Origin of the sequence: Pararhizobium sp. O133 (genome assembly GCF_051669845.1) — a bacterium.
Lineage (GTDB): Bacteria > Pseudomonadota > Alphaproteobacteria > Rhizobiales > Rhizobiaceae > Pararhizobium.
The window spans coordinates 1,907,323-1,932,095 of the sequence record NZ_CP196426.1; the positions used below are offsets into that span (position 1 = coordinate 1,907,323).

Here is a 24,773-nt window from a genome sequence, read left to right on the forward strand (position 1 = left end):
CGGCCCCGGTCAAGGATCAGGCAGTACGGCGTTGGGCGAGCTTTTCAGCTGCGACAGATTCTTCGCCGTAGATATCTTTCAAGGTTTTCAGCACTTTCAACACTGCATCCGACGAGCTGGAATAGTAGATCGTCTGCGCATCCCGGCGGGTGGTCACCAGATTCTGGGCACGCAATTTCGACAGGTGTTGCGACAGGGCAGACTGGCTGAGGCCGACCTGGTTCGCCAAGGCACCGACAGCCATTTCCTCGTTCACCAGTGAACTGAGAATCAGCAGGCGCTTGGGGTTTGCCATGGCCGACAGAAACTCCGCAGCTACTTCAGCCTTGTCGTGTCTCTGAGGGGAAATCGTTTGCATTCGGTACTCCATGCGAAGATCACATCACGCTTGGTTATGATTGTGAGTGTTAGATAATTAGGCGTGATGAATAAAAGGACAACCACCCACTGCAAGAATTCGGGGTAGGTGAGGTCTGGTTAACCGTAAAGTTTAACCAGCATCGCCCGTAATTCCGCCGCGGATTGCAGCGGAGAGTCGTATTCAAGGCGCTTCAGCTGGTCCTTTTGCGCCAGATCGAGACCATCAGCATCGAGCCCCGTGATTCGCCAAGCGTTTCCCTTGGCGGCGCAGTAAACCTGAGCATAGCGGCTCGCCGCGTCCGCATGATCGGTATTCATGTGATCAATCGCGCGGGTTTCCATCGCTGCGATCTCGCCGATCGCCGGCGAGTGGATCAGGAGGTCGGCTCCCTCCAGAGCATAGGCACGGCCGAAGCCGCCGTTCAGGCCGGCGCGCTCGGGCACCAGCCTGAAGAAGGCGAAGTCCGGAAAGTCGACATAGAGCTGAGACTTGGGATGACGACGGACAAAACGCTCGCGGATGCGGATATGCGCATCACTGTCGCGCGCAATTTTCTCGGCCTGGCATTGAACCGTCAGGCGGGGGTGGGCGAGAGGATCGCCCTTGCCGATCTCGCCTGTCAGCAGTGAGCAGCGCCGGTCGGCGGAGAGCGCCTGCGTGTGGGTGGAGAGGGCGGAGACGAGGATGACCGGCGTGCCGTCGGTATCGATGCCGAGGAGAACACGGCTGACGAAGGGAAAGCCGTCGCTTGCTGGTTCGATGACGGCCATGGATGCGCTACGGGCCGAGCGCAGGGTAATGCGGGCGAGCTTGCGGGCCTCGTCGTCGGTATCGCGCAGGACGGAAGGTTTGTCGGCCATCGGCTTGCCTCGTGTTTGAACGCAGGACGCCCGGAACGATGGGGTCCGGGCGTCCTTATAGTGGCGTCGAGGCGGTTGCGGTCAAGGTCTGTTGCGGTGACGTGTTAGACCTTCCACGACGTTCTGGGCATTGATGGTGCCGACGATGGCGCCGTTGTCGACGACGCCGATGCTGCCTGGCTGGCGCGACATGGCGTCGAGAATGTCGATCAGCGGCGTGGTCGGCTTGGCGGTGGCCGAGACGCCGACGGCGCTGTCGGTGCGGTTGACGCCCTGGCTCATCACGTCCATCGCCGTCAGCATGGTGATCGGGTTCATGTGCTGGACGAAATCGGCGACATACTGATTGGCGGGATTCTTGACGATATCCTGCGGTGTGCCGCACTGGATGATGCGGCCGCCTTCCATGATGGCGATGCGGTTGCCGATGCGAAACGCTTCGTCGAGATCGTGGCTGACGAACAGGATGGTCTTCTTCAGGCGCCGCTGGAATTCCAGCAATTCGTCCTGCAGACGCGTGCGGATCAGCGGATCGAGCGCCGAGAAGGGCTCGTCCATCAAGAGGATCGGCGCACCGGTCGCAAAGGCACGGGCTAGGCCGACGCGCTGCTGCATGCCGCCGGAAAGCTCCTTGACCTGGCGGTTGGCCCACTTGGTCAGGTTGACCAGTTCCAGCTGCTCGGCGACACGCGCCTTGCGCTCGTTGTCCGGCACGCCGGCAAGCTCAAGCCCGAAGCCGACATTGTCTTCCACCGTGCGCCAGGGCAAAAGCGCAAACTGTTGGAACACCATGGAAACGTCATGCATACGAAAATCGCGCAGCGATTTCGCCGAGGTCTTGTAGGGATTGATCGAACCGTGCCGGGTCTTGACCTCGACTTCGCCGCGCACCACCGGAGCAAGCCCGTTGACGGCGCGCAGCAGGGTCGACTTGCCCGAGCCGGACAGGCCCATCAGGACGAGGATTTCGCCTTCTTCGATGGACAGCGACGCATTGGCGACGCCGAGCACCAGACCCGTCGCGGCGCCGATCTCGTCGCGGCTCTTGCCCTGATCGACCATGGCAATGGCGGCATCCGGCTTGTTGCCGAAGATGATATCGACATTCTTGAAAACGACGGCGGTCATGCGCCTTCTCCTTCATCGGACGAACGGAACAGACGGTCGAGAATGATCGCTAGAATGACGATGCAGAGGCCGGATTCAAAGCCCATGGCAATGTTGACGGTATTCAAGGCGCGCACGACGGGAACGCCGAGACCAGCGGCACCGACGAGCGCGGAGATGACCACCATCGACAGCGACAGCATGATCGTCTGGGTCAGGCCCGCCATGATCTGCGGCATGGCGAAGGGCAGTTCGATCTTGCGCAGCACCTGAGCCGGGGTCGCGCCGAAGGAGACGGCGGCTTCGACCAGTGAAGGCGGCGTTGAAATGATGCCGAGGCGCGTCAGCCGGATCGGCGCCGGAATGGCGAAGATCACGGTGGCGATCAGGCCGGGCACCATGCCGAGACCGAACAGAACCAGCGCCGGGATCAGGTAGACGAAGGTCGGAATGGTCTGCATCAGGTCGAGGATCGGCCGCATGACGGCATAGACCCATGCCCGGCGGGCGGCAGCGATGCCGAGCGGAATGCCGACGGCCATCGAGACGAAGCTGGCCGCGAGCACCAGCGCCAGCGTCTCGGTCGTCGCCTTCCAGTAACCGAGGTTGATGATCAGCAGCAGGCCGAAAAGCGTGAACAGCGTAACGCCGATCGATCGGCGGAACCAGTAGGAAAGGCCGGTCACGATCGCCACGACGATCAACGGATGCGGTGTCTGCAGTATCCACAGGATCACGTTGACGACGCCCGCGAGGACGGCGGAGACCTGGTCGAAGAAACCGGTGAAATTGGTGGTCAGCCAAGTGAAGAAACTCTTCGCCCAGCCGCCAATGGGTATGCGTCTGTCAGGATTGGTCAGCCATTCCACGGAAAATCGCCTGGTTCTTGGAGCCGATGATAGGAGCGGAAGCGCAACAAGCGCGCTTAAAAAAGGCGGGGACTGTGCCCCGCCTTCATCTAACGGTCAGAGACCGAGCGCGGTCTTCACCGCAGCCAGTCCGTCGCCACCGTCCTTGGTGGTGACACCTGCGAGCCAAGGCTCGACGGCGGTCGGATTGGCCTTCAGCCAGGCATTGGCAGCTGCTTCCGGATCCTGGCCGTCATTGAGGATCTTGCCCATGATCTCGTTTTCCATCGGAAGCGTGAACTTCAGATTGGTGATCAGCTTGCCGACATTCGGGCATTCGGTCGTGTAACCGGCGCGCACATTGGTGAATACGGTTGCGCCACCGAAGTTTGCGCCAAAGATATCGTCGCCGCCGGAGAGATAGGTCAGCTTGAAGTTGGCATTCATCGGGTGCGGTTCCCAGCCGAGGAAGACGACCGGCGTTCCATCCTTTTCGGCGCGGGCGACTTGCGCCAGCATGCCTTGTTCGGAGGATTCGACGACTTCAAAGCCCTTGAGGCCGAACGTATCCTTGTCGGCCATGTCGATGATCAGGCGGTTGCCGTCATTGCCCGGCTCGATGCCGTAAATCTTGCCTTCGAGCGCATCCTTGTGGGCGGCGATATCCTTGAAATCCTTGATGCCGAGCTCGGCGCCCTTGGCATTGGTCGCCAGCGTGTACTTGGCGCCCTCGAGGTTCGGACCGAAGGATTCGACCGACTTGTCGTCGAGGAACGGACGAACGTCGTTTTCCTGAGTCGGCATCCAGTTGCCGAGGAAGACGTCGATGTCCTTGTTCTTCAGCGACTGGTAGGTCACCGGAACGGACAGGACCTTGATATCGGTCTGGTAGCCGAGGCCCTTCAGGACCGATGCGACAGTTGCCGTCGTAGCGGTGATATCGGTCCAGCCGACATCCGCAAAGCGAACGGTGCCACAGCTTTCCGGCTCCGCGGCATAGGCGGACGTCAACGCGGACAGCGATACAGTTGCGGTCAGCATGAATTTCAGTGTCAGTCTGGTCATCGTGGTTATTCCCCTGCCTTTTGATTTTAGCCAATCACCAAATGTCCGCCAGTTCAAGCGCCCTGATGTTGGCTCAAGTGTATTGGGACAATCTCTGGACACGCCCGCGTAAAACGACGTGAAATGTCGCATTGCTAATGTTCTGCGGATCGCTGTCGATTTTCTGTGACTTTCGCGCCCGCGCTCTGGTCTTCCTCGCTCGGCCTGTTCATGAACAAGCAGCAGCATACAGAAGAGGACGCAATGGCAAAACTGTATTTCAGCTACGCCACGATGAACGCCGGAAAATCGACGATGCTCCTGCAAGCGTCCTACAATTATCGCGAGCGCGGTATGCGGACGGTGATCCTGATCGCGGCCTTCGACGACCGGGCGGGCAAGGGGCGCGTATCGTCCCGCATCGGCCTGTCGGACGACGGTATCGCCTTCAAGCATGAGGACAATCTCTACGCGCTGGTCGAGCGCATGCATGCCGAGGATCCTATTGCCTGCGTCTTTGTCGACGAGGCCCAGTTTCTCGGTGCGGACCAGGTCTGGCAGCTTGCGCGCGTCGCCGACCGGATCGGCATTCCGGTGATGGCATACGGCTTGCGCACCGATTTTCAGGGCAAGCTTTTCCCCGGTTCGGAGGCGCTCCTGGCGATCGCCGATGAAATGCGCGAAGTCCGCACGATCTGCCATTGCGGCCGCAAGGCGACGATGGTGGCGCGGATGGATGCCGAGGGCAATATCGTGCGCGAAGGCGCGCAGGTGGATGTCGGCGGCAATGAGAAATATGTCGTCTACTGCCGACGCCACTGGGACGACATTATGAATGAGGGTTGAGGCGGCTATCGCGCCAGCCTTGCTCCGTGTCATGATGGGGATCCGCACCGTCCGCCGCAGGAGTTCGCATGCCGTCGCGCCTCGTTCTGATCAGTTTTTTTCTCTGTCTTGGTAGCGGCCTTGCGCATGCGGGCGGTGATGCGAGCGCCGGCGCGCAGGTCTTCAAGAAATGCGGTGCCTGCCATACGGCAACCGAGCCGGTAAACCGCGTCGGGCCGAGCCTGATGGGCGTGGTCGGCCGTCCGGTCGCGACCTTTCCGGATTATAGCTATTCGAGCGCGATGTCGGATTTCGGCGCCGACGGCAAGGTCTGGGACGAGGATCGGATTTCCGAGTATCTTCTGGCGCCGAAAGCCATGGTTCCGGGCACCAAGATGAGCTTTGCTGGCCTGAAAAAGCCGCAGGATGTCGAAAATGTCATCGCCTACCTGAAATCGACGGCGACGAATTAGGCCGGCTTTCATCCGCCGGCGTGACGACCAATGTGATACGGAATTGAAAATCGGCAAGTGGGGCTTGAGCTTCACCTTGCCGTTCCCATTATATAAGCTGATGTCACGACTGAATAATTAGGCTGCGCGATGCGTTAGCATCGGAGCAACAAGGGGAAAAACCGATGGCGACACTTCAGAATTTTGAGAGCGAAATCGAAAAGACCCGCGGTATCGTCGAGCAGATGCGCGGCAAGATGGATCAGTCGGCGGTCGTGCTCGACCAGTTCGCCAAGTCCGATACCAAGCTCGGCGACGCCAATTTCGACATCGAAAATGCCCGCATCCAGGATGTCATCAACCAGCAAAAGGTGATGGAAGGCAATATCGCCGACCTGATCATCGGCCTGGAAGATGCGACCAATGCCTTCGGCTCCGAATTCGAGAGCATGAAGAGCTACACTGGCTACGAAAAGTTCATCGGCATATTTTCCAAGCAGAGCGCGCAGCGTATGCGCACCGATCGTGTCCGCAACATGTCGCTTGCCGGCAACCTGCAGGAACTTCTGGCCAAGTCCGACACGATCGTCGGCATCCTGAAGGAACAGAAGAGCGTTCTCGACCAGCGCTACAAGACCTCCGAGGCGAGCCTCCTGCAGGTGATCGAGCGCCGCAAGGGCACGATGGCCAATCTGCAGGAAACCCAGAAGCGGATCGAGGAACTGAACCCGCTGCTGATGGACATCGAAAACAGGATCGCCGCCTCGACCGACCAGATGTCCCGCACGCAGTTGGAGGGCGAACGTTCGGTGCTGGCGACGGAATATAACGAGAAGCAGGCCAAGGAACAGGAACTCTTGGCCGAGAGCCAGACCTACGAGCGTTATACCTCGATGTTCCAGACTTTCGTGGACAGTCTCAACAACCAGATCGCCGCGCAGAATACGCTGATCAACAAGCTGACCATCGATACCGAGCAGCGCATCGTGCTTTACAAGGCGCTGGAAGATTCGCTGAAGACGGCGGCGCAGCAGGATGTGGCGCACAAGATCAACACGCTCGGCAGCCAGGTCGATACCGCCGCTGAAGAGACCATGGCCGGCATCGGCTCCGCCTCGCAGCGCCACATCGGCGATCTCCTGGAAATGCACGAAAAGAACATGCTCTCGACCCAGGACATCCAGCGCCGCAAGAAGCTCGCCGACGACGCCTTTGCCAGGCGCTTCCAGGCCGTCATGGACAAGCACAATTCCGCGAATTACGTGAAGCAGTGATCTGCGCATGTTAGCGGACTACAATTTCGTGATGCCCCTCACCCTAGCCCTCTCCCCGCACGCGGGGAGAGGGGACGACGGAGATTGCCGCTTGTCCCTTCGCCCCGTTTACGGGGAGAAGGTGCCCGACAGGGCGGATGAGGAGCAATTGGAAGAAAAGGCGTTTTTTTATTTACAGAGCATGCCGTCATGAACGCCGCATCCGAAGGCAGTGTCGGCCAGTATTTCGCCTCGATCCGTGCGGCGCTCGGCGGGCTGGAAATCTTTCTCGGCGACCGCAACTCGCCGCTCTACAAGAACACCGTCGTTGGCGAAGTGATCGTGCCCTATCTGGCCCGGCTGAAGGCGTCGTTTTCCTGCTGGGAAAACCGCATCGGCTTCATCGAGCAGTTTCGCATTTCCCGCGCGGAAAGCGGCTTCCCGGTGTTCCAGAACGTACTGGAGCTGGAAAACGACCGTCAATCGGCCGAAAAGCGACTGTCCGGCATTCCGGTCGCCGATGCACTGCGCCAGGAAATGGCTGATTTCATCCTGCGGCAGAAGGCTTTTCCGACTGCGCTGCAATCGCGCATGGCCGAGCGGCTCTATCTTGAGCAGATCGGCAAGGGCGATATCTTCTCGCCCTTCATCATGCCCGAGACGGTGCGCGTCGCCGTCAATCCGAAGACCATGCGACCCTATTACATCGTCTGCTGGGGCGCCTTCGACGGTGCCAGCACCTTGCCGATGGTCTACATGGCGACGATCGAGGATTCGTCGGAGAAGATCGCCAAGATGCTGGTGACGCCGGACGGCAAGCTCAATCCGGAGGTCGATATTCCGCTGCCGATCGGCGGACTGCTCAATCCGGAATTCGCCAGTCGGTTCGATGATTTCGCATTGAAGAACAGCGCCTATTCGCTGACGCCGGTGACGATCGCCACCAATCTCGACCGGGATTTTCCGGAACTACGGCCCAAGCAGTTGCGCCGTCTCGTGCTCGGGCCGTTTTATTCGGCCGGGATTACCGAAAACAACGCCAAGATCAACGATATCCTCTCCAAGGTACGCAAGCCGGAAAACGCCTGGCTTCTGACCTGGACGGTGCAGGAGGTCTTTTCCAAGGCCGAACGCCCGGCCCAGCGCGGCTTCTGGTCATCGACGCCGCCGAGCGAGGAATTTCATATCGATACCGACAATCTGGAAGCGACCCGCATGGGTGTCAGCTCCTACGAGAAGCACGCGCTTGTTCCGCACGAAGCCTATCAGGCGCTCTATGCAGCCGGCGACGCTGCGCAGATTTTCGGCGACTACAAGGTGCATGTGATATCCGGCAACCAGGTCATCAGCGAGGTGTAATCCATGTCCCTGAACGCGGGTTTGACGACGTTGCACGAGGACGACATTGCCAAGCATCAGGCGGTTGCGCAAGGCCTCGTGACGCGGCTTATCATCCTGGAGGCGGATGATCCCTCAAATGGAACGGCAATTGCCGGCACCGGTCGTCGCTTCGTCTCTACCGTTTCCACCGGCGGGCAGCGCCGCACCCGCGAGGTGGAACTGGTCAAGACCATCCAGTCGATCCGCTCCGCCGACCCGCTGTTTTCGCCTGCCCAGCATGCTCTTCTCTACCGTGCTCGCCGTGGTGCGCAGGTGGCGCTGGCCGTTGGAGACGTTTTCGCCCGCCAGACAAATCTCGAAGGCCTGCAGTCGCGCAACGCGACGTCGCCGCTGTCAGGGGACGATGCGGCCCAGTTCAAGGCGCTCTTGTCCGCCTCCGCCTATATCGCCGCCTTCACATTCGCCGCCTATCTCGGCGCCACCCTTGCCGGCGACAGCGAGCCGGTTGAGGATGGGGCGGAACCGGACTTCCTATTCGATACGCCGCAGGATGCCCTGAAGGGCATGATTTCGGCGCTGGACAAGACCATAGCCGGTGCGCCCGACGATGCGGCGCTGACCAGCCGGGCGCGCGCCTTCGCGCGGCTCGCGCTTGAAGGGTTGATCGGCCGCAAGGCCCGCTTTACCGGGCTTGCGAGCTTCGAGAATGTCCATATCCGGCTCGATCAGGACGATTTTACGCTGGATGGTTTCGACGTTGCGCCGGGACAGAAGCGCAAGCCGCTGGTGATGACCTTCAAGAAGCCGGAGGAGATCATCGGCAACCACATCGCCAAATATCAGGCGCTGAAACTGTCGAAGATGCTGATGGCCTATGATTTCGAGCGGCAGATGAACCCGTTTGTCGAGCTTGGCGGTTTCCTCTTCACCTTCATCGGCGACGGCATGCCCGGCACCGGCAAGACCATCCTGATCCAGATGCTGGCCGGCCTGCTGAACGATTACTGCCAGATTGCCGGTTATGCCTTTCACTACGAGAATTTCGGCGTCGACCAGATTTCGTCCTATCAGGGCAAATCCGGCCAGAACTGCAAGGCCTTCGTCAACAATGTCATCAACCCGAAGGCCATCGGTTTCGGAACCGTCGACGACGTGGACCAGGTTGCCGCCAAGCGCTCGGACGACCGGGCGTCGGCCGGCCAGCACGAGGTGACGGCGGTGCTGATGGAAAGCTTCGCCGGCGCTTCGACTGTGATCCGCGGCAATTGCAGCTTCGGCATGTTCTCCAACTATCCGGAAAATGTCGATGATGCCCTGCGCCAGCGCGCCGGCGCTCGCTGGCTGGTGGATGGCCCGCAGTTTGAGGGCGACTACATCGATATTTTCGCGATGCTGGTCGGCAAGAACCACAAGATCCCGCTCGGCCAACACCAGCTTTTCGCCGGCCAGGAGATCAAACAAGCCGTGTCGCAATCCTACGCTGAGCATGCCCACCCCAAGGAGGAAGGCCTGCTTGCCGTCTGGGAGCGACACGAAAAGGCGGAAGGCAAGATCGAGACGCTTGCCGACGTCGGCTCCTACCTGCACATGATCAAGGAGGCCGAACCCCGCTTTACCGGCCGTGCCATCAAGAACATCACCGATGCGATCAAGATGCGCGCGATGGATGTCGATCTTCCCGACGACTGGTTCGTCACGCCGCAAGCCTTCATGCACAAGAACTACGATGAGAAGAAAGCCATGATCGAGGATCTGCGCGGCCCGATCACGCTGGACATGGTGCTGCAGGAGATCAACCGCTATGCCGACAGCGAATTCCGCTACACCGACAAATCCGACGACGCCGCGGTCACCGACATCATCCGGCGTGAGCGGCAGCGCGAAAAAGCGATCCGGGAGATCGAGGCCATGAAGGCAGACGGGCGATGGCAGGGGTGACGATTAGCTGATAGCGAATTCTGTTGCGGATAGGGGGAGCGAACTGTAGAATTCATGAAGACGATCATCTTCCATAGTTCTGCAATAAAGGCTTTGGCGCGAATTCCCGCCAATGAGGCCAGAAAGATACGGCAAAAGATATCGCTCTATGCGGCCGACCCGAATGCCCTGAAGGGAAATGTTAAAAAACTGCAAGGTCGTGAGGGTTATAGACTTCGTGTTGGGAATTGGCGGGTCATTTTTGACGAAGATGGCGAAGTGCTCGACATTTTGGACATTGGAAGCCGTGGCAGCATCTACTAGACAAGAGGTATCATCATGAACACGGTGACCGCGTTTAAAACGCCGAGTGGCGACGAGATGGTCGTTCTGCCACGGGCCGAATATGAGACGCTCGTCGATATGGCCGAGATGGCTGCGGATGTTGCCGCCTATGATGAGGCAAAGAGGCGCATCGCGGCGGGCAATGACGAGCGTGTTCCTGCTGAATTTGTCGATCGCCTCATCGACGGTGAAAACCCGATCCGCGTGTGGCGGGACTTTCGTGGTTTGACGGGAAAGGAACTTGCAAACCTGGCCGGTGTCAGTGCGGCTTATATTTCCGAGATGGAAACGGGAAAGAAGGAGGGGAGTCTCTCTGTCCTCAAGGCCATCGCCAAAGTTCTTCGTATTGATCTCGACCATCTGGTTTGGGTCCACGAAGAATCGCCGTCCACTGATGGCCTATAAACGCAAAATCGCAGCAAACGCATGAAACGCCTCCTCGAAGCCGAACTCATATATGGTCGTCTGCTCGAAATTTCCGAGCCTCACCTGATTGCGCGTTACAACAAGGCGCTGCAGGGCTTTGGCCTGCGTCCGACGGCATTGTCCTCCTTCCGGATCGACATGACGGGCTTTTCGCCGGAGATCGCCGACGAACTGGGCGACCGCGATTATCTTGATCCCAATCGAGTCAACCGGCGCTTCATCATCATGACCCCGAGCCAGGAAGAACTGCCGGTCGTTCATACCAGCTTCTCCAACACCGCCGCTTTGATGCACGAGTTCTTCTCCGCCAATGCGCGGGCGATCAACGCGGTGACGATCAAGGATGCGCTTTACGGCGAGATCGAGGATTCCGTTTCGGCCGTCGAAGATATCGACGATCTCCTGTCGATCAACGAGGTGCGGTTTCGTGTCATGTCGGCCGAGGACATGCTCGGCAAGGCGGCGGAACTGCGGGCCTTGATCGATCGGCTGAAAACGGTGCCGACCGCCTGGTCCGACGACGCCATGCTCAATCGGATGGTCGAGCTTGCCAAATTGACCGGCGACATCCGGGAAAACGCGCTGGTTCCCGACAAGCTGGTGTTTCGCCATGACGCCTTCTGGGCCAATCATTTCGGCGGCGTCTATGTCTTCCTCGACGAAAAGACGACGACGGTTATCTGCGATCCCTCGGTGCCGGGCTTTCGCCGGTCACGTCCCTGGCAGGTCAGCTATATCAGCCTGTCCGATCCGCTGCGGATCTACGAATTCCTGGCATCGACCAACCGGCTGCAACTGCCGCAGGCATCCTGGGTGGAAAGCTCGGGCCTCTACCAGCACCGTTCGGACATGATCCTGCGCGGCCTCGTCAACGAGGCGGATCCGACCACCGATATCAATGCCATCGACGCGATCTGGCTGCAGACCTGGATGCACCGCAATTCCGCCCGCGTGGCAGCGGATGGGGCCTATCCGTTCCTGCAGAACATGCTGCGGACCGTGCTTGCATCGGGAACGGTCAGGATGCAGGACGTTACGCCGGAAAACCGCTTCCTGCTGGTGCGCGCCGCGCCCGATCATCCGGATCAATGGCTGACGAACCGGCTGATTTCACAGCTCGTGCCGCGTGATTTCGTATCGCGTTTCGTCTTTGACAAGCATGGCTTCTATGCCGCCTATGAGCATTACAGCGAAAAGTTCAGGGAATATGTTGTGGCGACGCTGACCGGCACATATCTCAGAGACAAGGTGGCGTTTCGCAAACGCCTTTACGGGTTGAAGGAGGATAACAGCAATGCTTGATCCGATCGTCGCGTTTTTCCAGCGTGTGTTTGCAGCGATCGGCCGGGGCATTGGCCTGGTGGTCTCCTGGATACTCTATCCCTTCATCACGGTTGCCAATTGGTACCGGGGCCGCGCCTGGATCATCAAGGGACCGATCGGCATCGGTCTCCTGGTTCTCTTTGGATTTTATTTCTATTTCATCTGGCAGACGCAGGTCTGGACGGGTTTCAACCCCGATTATGTCAATGACTACAATTTTGCGCAGCGCAAGCAGGACGCTGGGGTTGCAGCTACCGATACCAATACAACGGCGGCGGCCAGCGAGGCATCCGAGCCTGCGCCGAAAACCTGCATACGTTCGGCGGTGGTGGATGTGACGGCCGACCTGATCGACCAGAATGTCGATCAGAATGCATGGATTTCGTCGATGTTGCTCTACAAGCTTGGCTTCTTTGGCCTGGATTGGGACAACACGCCCTGGTTCGACAACAAGGCTTCCTTCCAGCGCGGCGTCAATCAGGCGGTGCGACGTACATCGGTGGAACTGGTCGATTCGCTTGGCCGCGTGCGTGGTACGTCCGGCGTCAATGCGGATCTGCAGCGTGCCCGGGGCAATATCCAGTTCGACGAGGAGACCTGGTATTTCGGTTCGGATTCGCTGCTGCCGAAGACGCCGACACCGACCTATTATCGCACCGCGATGGAAGATCTGCGCAAGTTCAACACGTCTCTCGAAGCCTGCGAGGCGATCTTCGATGGCCGCTCGGACAACCTGATCGAATTCCTCGATCGCATCGCCAATGATATCGGCTCGACTTCGGCGATCATCCGCGAGCGCTCGGAATTCCACAATGGCGGGTGGTTCGACACGCGAGCCGACGACCGGTTCTGGTTCGCCTACGGTCAGCTCTATGGCTATTACGGGATCCTCGCCGCCGCCGGTGCCGATTTCGATGCCGTCATCAAGGCGCGTGGCATCGACCCGATCTGGCAGGAAAGCATCAAGCAGCTTCGCTCGGCCCTGAATATCCAGCCGGCCATCATTTCGAATGGCCGCGAGGATGGCTGGATCATGCCGACGCATTTGGCAACGATGGGCTTTTACATCCTTCGGGTGCGTTCGAACCTTGTCGAAATGCGCGATATCCTGGCGCGGTGAAAAAGGTGCATTGGTGCGCCCGATCGTCCGGCTGACGGCGGGTTTTCTTCTCTGCCGCGTCTGCGGCAGGCAGGCGCTTGCCGAGGAAAAGCTGCGCACGCCGCCGCAGTTTTCGCCGATGGTGTTTTCTATCGTGCGCAGCGCGATTACCGCTGCTGCAGGCGTGCCGGTACTCTCCGGCCCGCCGCATCCATAGTCGCAATTACAACAGCCCTCCGGCGGCATGTCGTTCCGAACGCATCATCTGTCGTTTTTGGTCCATTTGACGGCAAATTAAGATATGGAAAGCGGCGTCAATTCAGGCTCTTATGCTTCCTAATAAAAAGGGTGGAAGGGAGAGACACCAAATGGCCGACGTGAAGTCCGATATCGAAATTGCACGTGCAGCGCAGAAAAAACCGATCCTCGAGGTTGGCGCAGGACTTGGAATTCCCGCGGAAGATTTGCTTCCATACGGCCATGACAAGGCAAAGATCAGCGCCGATTTCATATCCCGCCAAAAGAGCAAGAAGAACGGCCGCCTGATCCTCGTCACGGCGATCAATCCGACGCCCGCGGGCGAGGGCAAGACGACGACCACGGTGGGGCTCGGTGACGGCCTCAACCGCATCGGCAAGAAAGCGGTTGTCTGCATTCGTGAGGCATCACTCGGGCCTTGCTTCGGCGTCAAGGGCGGTGCGGCGGGCGGCGGCTACGCACAGGTGGTGCCGATGGAGGACATCAACCTGCATTTCACCGGCGATTTCCATGCCATCACCTCGGCCCATAACCTGCTGTCGGCGCTGATCGACAACCATATCTACTGGGGCAACGAGCAGAATATCGATATCCGCCGCGTCGCCTGGCGTCGGGTCATGGACATGAACGATCGCGGCCTGCGCCAGATCGTCGGTTCGCTCGGCGGCGTCGCCAACGGGTTTCCGCGCGAGACGGGCTTCGACATCACCGTCGCCTCGGAAGTCATGGCGATCCTGTGCCTGTCGACCGATCTCAAGGATCTGGAAAAGCGCTTGGGCGATATCATCGTCGCTTACAGGCGCGACAAGACACCGGTCTTTGCGCGCGATATCAAGGCCGACGGCGCCATGACCGTACTGCTCAAGGATGCGATGCAGCCGAACCTCGTGCAGACGCTGGAGAACAATCCCGCCTTCGTGCATGGTGGGCCATTCGCCAATATCGCCCACGGTTGCAATTCGGTGGTGGCGACGACGACGGCGCTGAAACTTGCCGATTATGTCGTGACGGAAGCCGGCTTCGGCGCTGATCTCGGGGCGGAAAAGTTCTTCGATATCAAATGCCGCAAGGCGGGGCTGAAGCCGGACGCCGCCGTGATCGTTGCCACGGCGCGGGCGATGAAGATGAATGGCGGCGTGAAGAAGGAGGACCTTGGCCAGGAGAATATCGAGGCCGTGCGCAAGGGCTGCGCCAACCTTGGCCGGCATATCCAGAACGTCAAGAAGTTCGGCGTGCCGGTCGTCGTGGCGATCAACCATTTCACGCTGGACACCGAAGGGGAAATCCAGGCGATCAAGGATTTCGTTGCCACGCTCGGCGCCGAGGCGGTGCTCTGCAAACACTGGGCGCAAGGGTCTGCCGGGATCGAGGATCTCGCCCACAAGGTGGTGGAACTGGCTGAAAACGGCCGCTCGCAGTTCTCGCCGCTCTATCCCGACGACATGCCGCTGTTCAAGAAGATCGAGACCATCGCCAAGGACATCTACCATGCCGGCGAAGTGATCGCCGACAAGTCGGTGCGCGACCAGTTGAAGACCTGGGAGGATCAGGGCTATGGCCATCTGCCGATCTGCATGGCCAAGACGCAGTATTCATTTTCGACCGACCCGAACCTGCGCGGCGCCCCGAGCGGCCATACCGTCCCTGTCCGCGAGGTTCGCCTGTCGGCCGGCGCCGGCTTCATCGTCGTCATCACCGGCGAGATCATGACCATGCCGGGCCTGCCAAGAGTGCCGTCGTCGGAGAAAATCTATCTCAACGCGGACGGTTTCATCGAAGGGCTGTTCTGAAACGGAAAGACCGGCCGCGCTTTTGCCGCGGCCCATCCCGTTCATCCGTGAGCCTATTGGCCCTTAGAGCATCGTTCCCTTAATACGCCCCATTCTGCTGGAAGGAATTTTGGCCAGAACCAAGGCGGCTGGCGAAAAGCGCAGCAAAAGCTGCGGTTGAGACGGCCACCGCCGGTGGTGGCCAAAATTCATCCAGCCCTTCGGGTTGGCTGAAAACGGCCGCCCACTGCGGCGGATGGCTGGACCGATGGATGTCGCATCGCTCTGCGCCATCCTTCTTGTGGATCGGCCGTTTTGAGCCAACAGAATGGATCGTATTAAGGGAACGATGCTCTAGTTGTAAGCACCGAGAAAATCGGCCTTACCGACGGCGACGCCCTGGTTGCGCAGGATGTCGTGGGTCGTCGTGACGTGGAAGAAGAAGTTCGGGATGGCGAATTTCAGCATGTAGTCCTCGCCGGTGAAGCTGAATTTCACCTTGCCGAAATTGATGTTCACCTCCCGCTCGTCGCTGCCTTCGAGATCGGACGGCTTTACGGTTTCCAGGAATGCGATGGTCTTGGCGATGCGCTCGCGCAGTTCGGCGAAGGTCTTCTCGTCATCCGGAAAGCTGGGTGCGGCCACGTCGCTCAGGCGGGCGATCGTGTTCTTGGAGGTGTCGCTGACGCGCTGGATCTGTCCCGACAAAGCCAGCATGTCCGGCGCGAGGCGGGCGCTGAACAGATCGTCAAGCGGAATCTCGTGCTCGGCCGCATGCGCCTCCGCCTTGTCGAGCAGGTTCGCTAGAATGTTGAGGCCGCGAATAAAGACCGGCACGGAGAGCTTATACATGGAAACGGGCATGAAACATTCCTTGTGGAGAGAGGCAGGCCTGCGTTCAGGCCAACGCTCGATGCAGATGGGGTGCGATGCCGCCTCCGGCAAGGCGAGGCACGGCTGCTCGCAAAGTATTTCCTAAACTGCGCGGATGCCTCACCGGCAGTAGCGATAGCCACCCTTGCGCTCGATCACGTCGAAATGCAGGTGGTTCTCGTGCGCCTCGTCGCTGCCGGGGTCGAGCACGGTCTCGAAATAGAGGCAGCCGGTTGCCGTCACCGCCCGCTGGAAGGCTCCTGCCAATGTCGAATCCTCGTCGCGCGGCTGGATTTCGATCGACGTGCCGCTCTTGAAGGTGAAGGATGCGATGTCGATGGCATTGCCGCGCGCGTGCTCGGATATCTTTCCTGCCTTGGCATTGTTGCGCAGCCGACAGATATAGCTCGACGCTTGGTTGATCGTCGTCATCGGTCCTTCCTCGTCAAGTGCTGCCTTCGCCGCCGGCAGGACGGCATCCTTCGTCCATCGCGCCAGTTCAAGCGCTGTTTCGCAACGCATCGTGCCTTCGGGCTTCAGGCTGATGCCGGGCAGCACGGTGGTGACCGTCAATGGCTTGTCGATGCCGCACCCCTTGCCGTCATCGATCCGCGTGGTTTCCTGGAAGCCCGCGCCGATTGCCTTCAGGTCTGCGAGGCAGGCGGCATACTCCTTGCCGTCTTCCGGCTTGATCGTCAGCACCGGCTCGGGTTTTACCTCCGGCTTCTCGATTGTGGCCTTGTCTTCCGTGGGCGAGGTGTCCTTCTTGTCTTTTTCCACCGCCGCCGGCTTTTCCTTTTCCTCCTTTGCAGGTTTCCGCGCGTTCCTGTCCTTCTCCTCGGCCTTCCTATCACCCGGCTTTTCGGCCGGTACGGGAACCTCGACGGTCACCGGTTTCTTCTCGGGGAGGGGGCCTTGTTTGGGGAGGGCTGCGCTGGACAGGACAAGGATGGAAGCGAGCGAAAGGGCGATGCGAAAAGACATGGAAAGGCTCCGTTTTCTGCCGGAGATGGCAGGGGTTCGGTTCACAACGCTTTTGGGCCGCGCGAGGTTGCATCGGCGATGTCCACCGGCCGTCCTTTTGTCGGAGGGAACGGGGCCGATTTTTTCCTTTTCATAAATCGTAGTTGACAAAGTGCATATACACATCTATTTGTCTTCTCATGAGATCGCAGTCATCAATCACCACCTGCAATTGCTTTGCCATTCGCCAGGCTGCGCGCTTCGTCTCGCAGCTTTACGAGCGGCATTATGCCAGGGCAGGGATCACGGCGGCGCAGTTTTCATTGCTGGTCTATATCGCCGAGGCGGAAAAGACCGGCATGGCCGAGATCGCCGAGGCCATGGTGATGGATCGCACCACGCTGGTGCGGGCCTTGAAGCCATTGGAGCGTGACGGTTATGTGGTCAGCGTGCCGGAAGGCAAGGGATCGCGCAAACTGCTTCTGATGCTGTCCGATGCCGGGCAGAGGAAACTGGCGGAGGGAGCCGAATGCTGGCATGCCGCACAGGCCGAATATGTCGAACTGGTCGGAGCAGAGCGGGCGGATGAACTGCGCCAAATGCTTCTTTCCGTGCCGACCGGCATCGCAACCTGAGAAACATGAGGCCGAAACATTCGGCTTTTTTGATATCACAAATAGTGCATATGCACTTTTATAAGGAAGAAACTGATGTCGCAGAGAATCGAAAATTCCGTCGCGCTCGTTACCGGCGCCAACCGTGGTATCGGCCGCGAATTCGTCGCCGAACTGCTTCGGCGCGGGGCAAGCAAAGTCTATCTCGGTGCCCGCGATCCGGCAGCACTTGCCGATCTGGTTGCACTGGATCCGAAGCGCCTTGTTCCGCTCAAGCTGGATGTCACGAATGCGGCGGATATCGCCGAGGCGGCGAAGGTAGCGACAGATGTCACGCTGCTCATCAACAACGCCGGTTTCGCCGGTGAGCACGGCGTCTTTTCGACACCGGATCTGTCCGTCGCCCGTGCTGAAATGGAAGTGAACTATTTCGGTGTTCTGGCGCTGTCGAAAGCCTTTGCGCCGATCCTCGCCAAGGCAAGCCAGAGCAGCATTGTCAACGTCCTGTCGTTCCTGTCGCTGGTGACACTTCCCTCCGCCGGCACATACTCCGCCTCGAAAGCGGCCGGTCTGGCTGCGACCCGTTCCATCCGCGCTGAACTGAAGGGGCAGGGGACACAGGTGATCGCCACCATGCCGGTACAGGTGGATACGGATATGGGCAAGAACCTGCCCGAGCCGCGCCTGAAGCCTGTCGAAGTCGCGTCGGAGACGCTGGATGGTGTCGAAACCGGTGCCGAGGAAGTGTTCCCGGGCGAACTGACCCGCAATGTCGCAGCCGCCTTTGCCGCTGATCCGAAGGGTGTGCAGGCGCATATGTCGACTCGTCTGCCGGCCTGATCAACGTCGAAGTCGCGGCGGAAAATGGCAATTATTTTTCCGCCGCCGCCCGCTTGCACAATCCTCTCTCTCACGCTAACAATTCTGCCATGACACAGGCACGCAACATTGCAATCTGGTGGTGGGCTCGCTGAAGCGGCCTTGACCAGTCATGCGTGATTGAGACGATAAGCCGCCCGGAAGTTTCGAGGCGGCTTTTTTGTATTCGGGCCGCAGGAATGCCGGGCCTGAATGGAGCGACAGATGGCGACGACAATTCTTGCAGACGGCGGGGAAGCCTACACCACCAAGGGCGGCATTTCCGTCACCCGCCGGCGGCGCGAGGCTCCTTATGGTGAAGCGATCTCCAGCTATGTCGACAAGCTCGACGAGCGCCGGGGCGCGGTCTTCTCCTCCAACTACGAATATCCGGGCCGCTACACCCGCTGGGATACGGCCATCGTCGATCCGCCGCTGGCCATCTCCTCCTTCGGCCGATCGCTGTGGATCGAGGCCTATAACGAACGCGGCGAAGCCCTGCTGTCGATGATCTCCGATCATCTAACCGGCATCGCCGACATCACGCTCGGCGCATCGACGCCCCGCCGGCTCGACCTGACGATCAACATGCCGGACCGGGTGTTCACCGAAGAAGAACGCTCGAAGATGCCGACGGTCTTCACGGTGCTGCGCGCCGTTACCAGCCTGTTCTATTCGCAGGAAGATTCGAGCCTCGGTCTTTACGGCGCCTTCGGTTACGATCTGGCCTTCCAGTTCGATGCGATCGAACTGAAACTGAAGCGCCCGGACGATCAGCGCGACATGGTGCTGTTCCTGCCCGACGAAATCCTGGTCGTCGACCACTATGCCGCCAAGGCCTGGATCGACCGCTATGATTTCGCCAAGGAGGGCCTGACCACCGAGGGCAAGGCAGGGGATATCGCCTCCGAACCGTTCCGCACGGTCGACAGCATTCCACCGCATGGCGATCATCGTCCCGGCGAATATGCCGAACTGGTCACCAAGGCCAAGGAAAGTTTTCGCCGCGGCGATCTCTTCGAGGTGGTTCCCGGCCAGAAATTCTTCGAGCGCTGCGAAAGCAAGCCGTCGGAAATTTCCAACCGGCTGAAGGCGATCAATCCGTCGCCCTATTCCTTTTTCATCAATCTTGGAAACCAGGAATATCTGGTCGGCGCGTCGCCGGAAATGTTCGTGCGCGTTTCCGGCCGCCGGATCGAGACCTGCCCGATTTCCGGCACGATCAAGCGCGGCGAGGACCCGATCGCCGATAGCGAGCAGATACTCAAGCTGCTGAACTCGAAGAAGGACGAATCCGAACTCACCATGTGCTCCGACGTCGACCGCAACGACAAGTCGCGCGTCTGTGTGCCCGGTTCCGTCAAGGTCATTGGCCGCCGCCAGATCGAGATGTATTCGCGGCTGATCCACACGGTCGATCATATCGAAGGCCGGTTGCGCGACGACATGGATGCTTTCGACGGCTTCCTTTCCCACGCATGGGCCGTCACCGTCACCGGCGCGCCGAAGCTCTGGGCGATGCGGTTCATCGAAAGTCATGAAAAAAGCGCCCGGCTCTGGTATGGTGGCGCGATCGGCATGGTCGGCTTCAACGGCGACATGAACACCGGCCTGACGCTGCGTACCATCCGCATCAAGGACGGTATTGCCGAGGTGCGCGCCGGTGCCACATTGCTCAACGACAGCAATCCGGAAGAAGAAGAAGCCGAAACCGAACTGAAGGCATCCGCCATGATCGCAGCGATCCGCGACGCAAAATCCGCCAACAGCCGTGGCACTGGTCGTGACGTCGCTTCCGTTGGTAACGGCGTCAACATCCTGCTGGTCGATCACGAGGACTCGTTCGTCCACACGCTGGCAAATTATTTCCGTCAAACAGGCGCGACGGTCACCACCGTACGCTCGCCGGTCGCCGACGAAATTTTCGATCGCGTAAAGCCCGATCTCGTCGTCCTGTCGCCCGGTCCCGGCATGCCGAAGGATTTCGACTGCAAGGCGACGATCAAGAAGGCGCGCGCCCACGACCTGCCGATCTTCGGCGTCTGCCTCGGCCTGCAGGCGCTGGCCGAAGCCTATGGCGGCGATCTTCGCCAGCTTGCCGTTCCCATGCACGGCAAACCCTCGCGCATCCGCGTGCTCGAGCCTGGCATCGTCTTCTCGGGTCTTGGCAAGGAAGTGACGGTCGGCCGCTATCACTCGATCTTCGCCGATCCCTCGACCCTGCCGCGCGATTTCATGATCACGGCTGAAAGCGATGACGGCACGATCATGGGGATCGAACATACCAAGGAGCCGATCGCCGCTGTTCAGTTCCACCCGGAATCGATCATGACACTCGGCGGCGATGCCGGCATGCGGATGATCGAGAACGTGGTGGCCCATCTGGCCAAGCGGGCGAAGATCAAGGCTGCCTGACAGAGCAGGGCCGCAAGGTTGAAAACCGTCGCGCCCGCAAGGACGCGGCGGTTCTTTTATTGAAATGGAGCCGGAAATGGCAACTGACAGTCACAAAAACAAGGCGCAACGCCTGGCGTTCTGGGGCATTCCGCTTGCCATTCTGGTGCTCGGCCTGAAACTGCTCGCCTGGTGGGTGACGGGGTCGGTGGCGCTTCTGTCCGATGGTCTGGAATCGATCGTCAATGTCGTGGCCGCCATCGTCGCCTTCCTCGTCATCGGTTATGCGGCCAAGCCGGCCGATGCGGGCCATCCCTTCGGCCATTACAAGGCGGAATATTTCTCGGCGGTCATCGAGGGCGTGCTGATCGTCGTGGCGGCATTGCTGATTGTCTGGGAAGCGATTCCGGCGATCCTTTCGCCGCGCCTGCCGGAAGCCCCGATGCTCGGCCTCGCGATCAATTTTCTGGCCGGTGTCGTTAACGCGGTCTGGGCCTATGTGTTGATCCGCGCCGGCCGCGCTCTGCGGTCGCCTGCACTGACAGCGGACGGTCACCATATCCTTTCCGACGTCGTCACCTCGATCGGTGTGCTGATCGGTCTCGTGCTGGCGATCGCCACCGGATATGCCCTGCTTGATCCCCTGCTTGCCGTGTTCGTTGCCTGCAACATCCTCTACCAAGGCTGGAAGGTGATTGCCCGTTCGATTGATGGCCTGATGGACAAGGCCGTCGCTGCCGACGAGGAAGCGGCGATCAAGGCGGCAATCGCCGCCAATGCCACCGGTTCGCTCGGTGTTCATGACCTGAAGACCCGGGAGGCGGGATCGGCGATCTTCGTCGATTTCCACATGGTCGTTCCCGCCGTCATGCCGGTTGGTGAAGCGCATGATATTTGCGATCGCCTTGAAGACGCCATACGAACGGTCAATCCCGGAGCCAAGATCGCCATTCACGTGGAGCCGGAGGGCGAAAAGGCCCATGGCATCCGCGTCAAGGTCAGTGAAGGAATGAAATCATGACCCAGACGGATGTTTCCGGGCTCTCCCAGCTCGGCCAGAACGTCGCTTCTCCGACGAGCCCGGAAGAGGCCATTCTCGAACGTGTGCCGACCGGTCATGCCGGCACGGATTTCGTCGTTCGCTTCACCGCGCCGGAATTCACCTCGCTCTGCCCGATGACCGGCCAGCCGGATTTCGCCCATATCGTCATTGATTATGTGCCGGACGGCTGGCTGGTCGAATCGAAGTCGCTGAAGCTCTACCTGCATTCGTTCCGCAATCACGGTGCGTTTCACGAGGACTGCACGATCGATATCGCCAAGCGACTGGTCGACCTGCTCGCTCCGAAATGGCTGCGGATCGGCGCCTATTGGTATCCGCGCGGCGGTATCCCGATCGACGTCTTCTGGCAGACCGGCAAGGTGCCGGAAGGCGTCTGGCTGCCGGATCAGGGCGTTCAGCCCTATCGCGGGCGCGGTTGATCTCAAAGACAACGGCGGGCCGAAAGCTCGCCGTTTTTGCGTTCGGAATGTGTCGTCTTTCTCGGCCGTCCCCATTCTCCGTCATGCTCGGCCTTGAGCCGAGGAGCCACGGTTTCCGTCATGGATAGTCGGGTCAAGCCCGATCATGACGAAACGAGGGGGGCAGATCAGCCGAGGATCAGGGCCAGGCCGGCAAAAGCGGTGAGGCCGCCGAGCACGCGCGACAGAGTGCGGCCCGCCGAAACCCGGCTAATGCCAAGCCCGAGGCCGATCCCGGCGATATGCAGCAGCGATGTTGCGATGACGAAGCCGGCGCTGAAGGGCAGCGTACCGGCAACACCCAGTTCGTCGCCATGGGCATAGCCGTGGAACAGGGCGAAGATGCCGACGATCGCGGCGCAGGCAGTGGTTTCCAGCCGCACGGCCATCGCGACCAGAAGGCCGAGAGCAACGATCGAGGCGAGGATGGCCGGTTCCACGAAGGGCAGGGGCAGGCCGGTCATGGCAAGCCCGAAGCCCAGCGCCATACTACCGACGAAGGCTGACGGAACGGCCCAGAGCGCCCGCCCGCCGATCTGCGCCGCCCAGAGGCCAACGGCGATCATGACGAGGATATGGTCCAGTCCCGACAGGGGATGGCTGATGCCGGCGAGTAGCGAACCGTGTTCGACCGGATCGAGATGGGCAAAGGCGGGAGCGGTCGATGTGACAAAGGCAACTGCTGCAAGAAGGATACGTCTTTTCATTGTGGTCCCCATTGAAGGACGGGAGCGTGGGAGGCGGCCCGCCGGATGCGAATTCATGACGTCGGCATCTTATTGGCGATTGATCGTGTGTCCATACGGCAATTGCCTCAGGTCGCGGCTAACGGCTGTCGCGCCGGGGAGGAAAATAAGCCGATCCGTCTTTACCATAGCGAAAATTGACGTGCGGATTGCCCTTTCATCGGCATCCGCTTTTGTTGCATTGTTTTCGCAGTCGAGTCGCCTTATCTGACAGCGGCAGGACATTTGATTTATTTTGCGGGAGACTTCGCATGAACGAAGAAGACGACGACAAGACAAAGGAACTGCCGCTCGGCAAGGAAACGGAGGCGAACCTTTTCAAGTCGCGTTCGATCTTCATCTATGGCCCGATCACCCAGGAACTGGCGCAGAAGGTCAACACGCAACTGGTGGCGCTGTCCGCAGCCAGCGACGAAGACATCCGCGTTTACGTGAACTCGCCCGGCGGTCACGTCGAATCCGGCGATTCCGTCCATGACATGATCAAGTTCATCAAGCCGAAGGTCTGGATGATCGGAACCGGTTGGGTCGCCTCCGCCGGCGCGTTGATCTATGTATCGGCGCCTAAGGAACGGCGCATCTGCCTGCCGAACACCCGTTTCCTGCTTCATCAACCGTCGGGCGGCACCCGCGGCATGGCATCGGACATCGAGATCCAGGCCCGCGAAATCATCAAGATGAACGAGCGCCTGAACAGGATCTTCGCCGAAGCCACCGGCCAGCCCTACGAAAAGATCGCCAAGGACACGGATCGTGACTACTGGCTCTCAGCCGAGGAAGCCAAGAGCTACGGCCTGGTTTCGCGGATCGTGACGTCGCAGGCTGATATCTGAAGGCTGCCTGCATCGAGCGTGCTAAACCCCACTGGTTCGTCCGGTGGGGTTTTTGTTATGCGCCTGCGGTGGCTGAGAGCGGGTGGCCGGATAGTGCGGCATCGAGCGTGACGAGCCTCATGCCTTCGACGGCGCATTGCGCCAGCAGAAGGCGATCAAAGGGATCACGGGTGGATGGTTCCGGCTGGATGCTCTGCAGCGCATGGTGCTCGTCGATCGGAACAAGCTGGATGCCATAACGTCGTGCCGTTTCCGGAAGTTCTTCGAGGTTCGACTTCAGGGCAAGTTTTCCGAGGCGATATTTTATTGCAATTTCCCAGAGGCTTGCGACGCTCAAATGGAATTTGGCCTCTGGATTCGCTATCTGCTGCCGCAACGATACAGGCAGCGCGGCGACGCGTTCTTCGACGATTGCCAGGAAGATGTGCGTGTCCAGCAACCGATCCATAAGCTATTCGCCGTGTATCGGGGGAAGGGGCGTCAGCAGGAAATCTTCAGGTAGTGGATCATCGAAATCGACGGGGATCTCCTCAAAGAAGCTGCTAATCCCACGCTCCTTCTTGTAGGCGCGGCCGCCTTCCCAATCGATGCCGCCTTTCTTCTTTGCCGGAACCAGTTCCATCACCGGCTTGCCATTGCGGGTGACGGTAATCGTCTCTCCGCCCTCCACGCGGCGGGCGAGTTCGGTCAGCTTGTTCTTGGCTTCGCGGATCGGGATCTTGGTCATGCAAGCAATGTAGCTG

At 59.8% G+C, this 24,773-nt stretch carries 27 protein-coding genes; 17 read left to right on the forward strand and 10 right to left on the reverse strand.

The genetic code is table 11. From position 1 onward, the window contains the following. Nucleotides 1-16: 16 nt before the first annotated feature. The 5 genes from ACST81_RS09165 to ACST81_RS09185 all read right to left on the reverse strand — a co-directional run bounded on the left by ACST81_RS09165 (nucleotide 17) and on the right by ACST81_RS09185 (nucleotide 4,241). A complete protein-coding gene (locus tag ACST81_RS09165) occupies nucleotides 17-358 on the reverse strand; it encodes an ArsR/SmtB family transcription factor (protein WP_438752617.1) in 342 nt (113 codons plus the stop codon). Nucleotides 359-477: 119 nt separating this feature from the next. After that, nucleotides 478-1,221 carry a HugZ family protein gene (locus ACST81_RS09170; RefSeq protein WP_438752618.1) on the reverse strand — a complete coding sequence of 248 codons (744 nt, stop codon included), beginning with the start codon at nucleotides 1,219-1,221 and terminating at the stop codon, nucleotides 478-480. Nucleotides 1,222-1,302: 81 nt separating this feature from the next. Next, nucleotides 1,303-2,349: a choline ABC transporter ATP-binding protein gene (gene choV, locus ACST81_RS09175; RefSeq protein ID WP_438752619.1), complete on the reverse strand. Its 1,047-nt coding sequence runs from the start codon at nucleotides 2,347-2,349 to the stop codon at nucleotides 1,303-1,305. Further along, nucleotides 2,346-3,188, reverse strand: coding sequence for a choline ABC transporter permease subunit (choW, locus tag ACST81_RS09180; protein WP_414692928.1), 843 nt, complete (start codon nucleotides 3,186-3,188; stop codon nucleotides 2,346-2,348). Before choW ends, choV begins: the two co-directional genes overlap by 4 nt. A gap of 105 nt (nucleotides 3,189-3,293) precedes the next feature. Continuing rightward, a complete protein-coding gene (locus ACST81_RS09185; RefSeq protein ID WP_438752620.1) occupies nucleotides 3,294-4,241 on the reverse strand; it encodes a choline ABC transporter substrate-binding protein in 948 nt (315 codons plus the stop codon). 243 nt (nucleotides 4,242-4,484) lie between these two features. On the opposite strand from ACST81_RS09185, the gene ACST81_RS09190 reads away from it, so the two are divergent. From ACST81_RS09190 to ACST81_RS09240, 11 genes are all read left to right on the forward strand, one after another. After that, entirely contained in the window at nucleotides 4,485-5,066 is a 582-nt protein-coding gene (locus ACST81_RS09190; protein ID WP_438752621.1) for a thymidine kinase, read from the forward strand. A 68-nt stretch (nucleotides 5,067-5,134) separates the two neighbouring features. Continuing rightward, nucleotides 5,135-5,518, forward strand: a complete 384-nt coding sequence (locus ACST81_RS09195) for a c-type cytochrome (protein WP_438752623.1) — start codon at nucleotides 5,135-5,137, stop codon at nucleotides 5,516-5,518. Between the two features lie 164 nt (nucleotides 5,519-5,682). After that, a complete protein-coding gene (locus tag ACST81_RS09200) occupies nucleotides 5,683-6,771 on the forward strand; it encodes a hypothetical protein (RefSeq protein ID WP_438752625.1) in 1,089 nt (362 codons plus the stop codon). A gap of 189 nt (nucleotides 6,772-6,960) precedes the next feature. Further along, complete coding sequence (locus ACST81_RS09205) at nucleotides 6,961-8,109, forward strand: hypothetical protein (protein WP_438752627.1); 1,149 nt, start codon at nucleotides 6,961-6,963, stop codon at nucleotides 8,107-8,109. A 3-nt stretch (nucleotides 8,110-8,112) separates the two neighbouring features. Beyond that, nucleotides 8,113-10,029 carry an AAA family ATPase gene (locus tag ACST81_RS09210; protein WP_438752628.1) on the forward strand — a complete coding sequence of 639 codons (1,917 nt, stop codon included), beginning with the start codon at nucleotides 8,113-8,115 and terminating at the stop codon, nucleotides 10,027-10,029. Nucleotides 10,030-10,083: 54 nt separating this feature from the next. Next, nucleotides 10,084-10,332 (forward strand): type II toxin-antitoxin system RelE family toxin, encoded by a 249-nt coding sequence (locus tag ACST81_RS09215; RefSeq protein WP_438752630.1) that lies wholly within the window; start codon nucleotides 10,084-10,086, stop codon nucleotides 10,330-10,332. A gap of 15 nt (nucleotides 10,333-10,347) precedes the next feature. Next, nucleotides 10,348-10,758: a helix-turn-helix domain-containing protein gene (locus ACST81_RS09220; protein WP_438752632.1), complete on the forward strand. Its 411-nt coding sequence runs from the start codon at nucleotides 10,348-10,350 to the stop codon at nucleotides 10,756-10,758. A gap of 21 nt (nucleotides 10,759-10,779) precedes the next feature. Then, nucleotides 10,780-12,081 carry a DUF6638 family protein gene (locus ACST81_RS09225; RefSeq protein WP_438752633.1) on the forward strand — a complete coding sequence of 434 codons (1,302 nt, stop codon included), beginning with the start codon at nucleotides 10,780-10,782 and terminating at the stop codon, nucleotides 12,079-12,081. Beyond that, nucleotides 12,074-13,222: a DUF2333 family protein gene (locus ACST81_RS09230; protein ID WP_438752635.1), complete on the forward strand. Its 1,149-nt coding sequence runs from the start codon at nucleotides 12,074-12,076 to the stop codon at nucleotides 13,220-13,222. Before ACST81_RS09225 ends, ACST81_RS09230 begins: the two co-directional genes overlap by 8 nt. 13 nt (nucleotides 13,223-13,235) lie before the next feature. Continuing rightward, complete coding sequence (locus tag ACST81_RS09235; protein WP_438752637.1) at nucleotides 13,236-13,418, forward strand: hypothetical protein; 183 nt, start codon at nucleotides 13,236-13,238, stop codon at nucleotides 13,416-13,418. Between the two features lie 151 nt (nucleotides 13,419-13,569). After that, the gene (locus ACST81_RS09240; protein ID WP_438752638.1) at nucleotides 13,570-15,249 is read left to right on the forward strand and encodes a formate--tetrahydrofolate ligase; all 1,680 of its coding nucleotides are present in this window, start codon (nucleotides 13,570-13,572) and stop codon (nucleotides 15,247-15,249) included. 333 nt (nucleotides 15,250-15,582) lie between these two features. Here ACST81_RS09240 and ACST81_RS09245 read toward each other — a convergent pair whose 3' ends face one another. Beyond that, nucleotides 15,583-16,092 (reverse strand): DUF1993 domain-containing protein, encoded by a 510-nt coding sequence (locus ACST81_RS09245; protein ID WP_438752640.1) that lies wholly within the window; start codon nucleotides 16,090-16,092, stop codon nucleotides 15,583-15,585. A 129-nt stretch (nucleotides 16,093-16,221) separates the two neighbouring features. Then, nucleotides 16,222-17,085, reverse strand: a complete 864-nt coding sequence (locus tag ACST81_RS09250; RefSeq protein ID WP_438752642.1) for an extensin-like domain-containing protein — start codon at nucleotides 17,083-17,085, stop codon at nucleotides 16,222-16,224. 179 nt (nucleotides 17,086-17,264) lie between these two features. Between ACST81_RS09250 and ACST81_RS09255 the strand changes: the two genes are divergently transcribed. The 5 genes from ACST81_RS09255 to queF all read left to right on the forward strand — a co-directional run bounded on the left by ACST81_RS09255 (nucleotide 17,265) and on the right by queF (nucleotide 22,412). Next, nucleotides 17,265-17,699 (forward strand): MarR family winged helix-turn-helix transcriptional regulator, encoded by a 435-nt coding sequence (locus ACST81_RS09255; protein ID WP_438752643.1) that lies wholly within the window; start codon nucleotides 17,265-17,267, stop codon nucleotides 17,697-17,699. Between the two features lie 75 nt (nucleotides 17,700-17,774). Continuing rightward, entirely contained in the window at nucleotides 17,775-18,518 is a 744-nt protein-coding gene (locus ACST81_RS09260) for an SDR family oxidoreductase (RefSeq protein WP_438752644.1), read from the forward strand. 243 nt (nucleotides 18,519-18,761) lie between these two features. After that, nucleotides 18,762-20,951: an anthranilate synthase gene (locus ACST81_RS09265; protein WP_438752645.1), complete on the forward strand. Its 2,190-nt coding sequence runs from the start codon at nucleotides 18,762-18,764 to the stop codon at nucleotides 20,949-20,951. Nucleotides 20,952-21,027: 76 nt separating this feature from the next. After that, nucleotides 21,028-21,951, forward strand: a complete 924-nt coding sequence (locus tag ACST81_RS09270; RefSeq protein WP_438752647.1) for a cation diffusion facilitator family transporter — start codon at nucleotides 21,028-21,030, stop codon at nucleotides 21,949-21,951. Next, a complete protein-coding gene (gene queF, locus ACST81_RS09275; protein WP_438752648.1) occupies nucleotides 21,948-22,412 on the forward strand; it encodes a preQ(1) synthase in 465 nt (154 codons plus the stop codon). Before ACST81_RS09270 ends, queF begins: the two co-directional genes overlap by 4 nt. Nucleotides 22,413-22,579: 167 nt before the next feature. Here queF and ACST81_RS09280 read toward each other — a convergent pair whose 3' ends face one another. Beyond that, the gene (locus tag ACST81_RS09280) at nucleotides 22,580-23,158 is read right to left on the reverse strand and encodes a HupE/UreJ family protein (protein WP_438752650.1); all 579 of its coding nucleotides are present in this window, start codon (nucleotides 23,156-23,158) and stop codon (nucleotides 22,580-22,582) included. A gap of 290 nt (nucleotides 23,159-23,448) precedes the next feature. Here ACST81_RS09280 and ACST81_RS09285 point away from each other — a divergent pair, with 290 nt between their 5' ends. Further along, the gene (locus ACST81_RS09285) at nucleotides 23,449-24,030 is read left to right on the forward strand and encodes an ATP-dependent Clp protease proteolytic subunit (protein ID WP_438752652.1); all 582 of its coding nucleotides are present in this window, start codon (nucleotides 23,449-23,451) and stop codon (nucleotides 24,028-24,030) included. Between the two features lie 55 nt (nucleotides 24,031-24,085). Here ACST81_RS09285 and ACST81_RS09290 read toward each other — a convergent pair whose 3' ends face one another. Then, nucleotides 24,086-24,478, reverse strand: a complete 393-nt coding sequence (locus ACST81_RS09290) for a type II toxin-antitoxin system VapC family toxin (protein ID WP_438752653.1) — start codon at nucleotides 24,476-24,478, stop codon at nucleotides 24,086-24,088. Nucleotides 24,479-24,481: 3 nt separating this feature from the next. Beyond that, nucleotides 24,482-24,757, reverse strand: a complete 276-nt coding sequence (locus ACST81_RS09295; protein WP_438752655.1) for a type II toxin-antitoxin system Phd/YefM family antitoxin — start codon at nucleotides 24,755-24,757, stop codon at nucleotides 24,482-24,484. Nucleotides 24,758-24,773: the final 16 nt, after the last annotated feature.